Here is a 609-nt window from a genome sequence, read left to right as displayed (position 1 = left end):
TTTGCCAGAACGTCACCAAATACTGCCCCTCTTGCATGACCAATATGCAGTGGACCAGTTGGATTTGCAGATACAAATTCAACATTAATGGCCTGATTGTTCCCTATATCTAGGGTGCCAAACTCTGTTTTTAGCTCATTTATTTGTTTTAAAATTCCATGCCACACTTCTATTTTTAAGTGCATGTTGATGAAACCAGAGCCTGCTATTTCCACTTTTGCAACTTCATCAAAAAGTTCAAATTCTTTGGCTAAAACCTCTGCAATTTCAATGGGATTCTTCTTTTCATGCTTTGCAAGCACCATAGCAACATTTGTGTAAATGTCTCCATGGACTCTATTGCTTGGAGGCTCTATGATAAAGTTTGCTGCACTTGTGCTTATAACACCCCTTTGTTTCAACTCATTCAATTTACTAAAGATTAGAGAGGAAATCTGCTTAAAAATGTTCATTCACTATATTGCTATAAAATCTATAGCAGTATAGTGAATAAGTGGGACTAGTTGAAGGTTTATCTTAACTATTTTATCTTCCTGGATCAGAGTTTATATTAAGTCGTTGCCGTAACCATGGTAAGAGAAAGCCATACCTTCCCTGTAACCATCATTA

The 609-nt window shown here is 36.5% G+C and carries 1 pseudogene; it reads right to left on the bottom strand.

Annotated elements, in window-relative coordinates:
* A pseudogene (locus WG67_RS08200) lies at window positions 1-452 on the bottom strand (arginine--tRNA ligase); the annotation flags it as partial.
* Between the last annotated feature and the right edge of the window lie 157 nt (window positions 453-609).

This window comes from Wolbachia endosymbiont of Drosophila incompta (assembly GCF_001758565.1).
GTDB classification, from domain to species: domain Bacteria; phylum Pseudomonadota; class Alphaproteobacteria; order Rickettsiales; family Anaplasmataceae; genus Wolbachia; species Wolbachia pipientis.
This window is presented reverse-complemented; position numbering and strand designations above follow the sequence as displayed.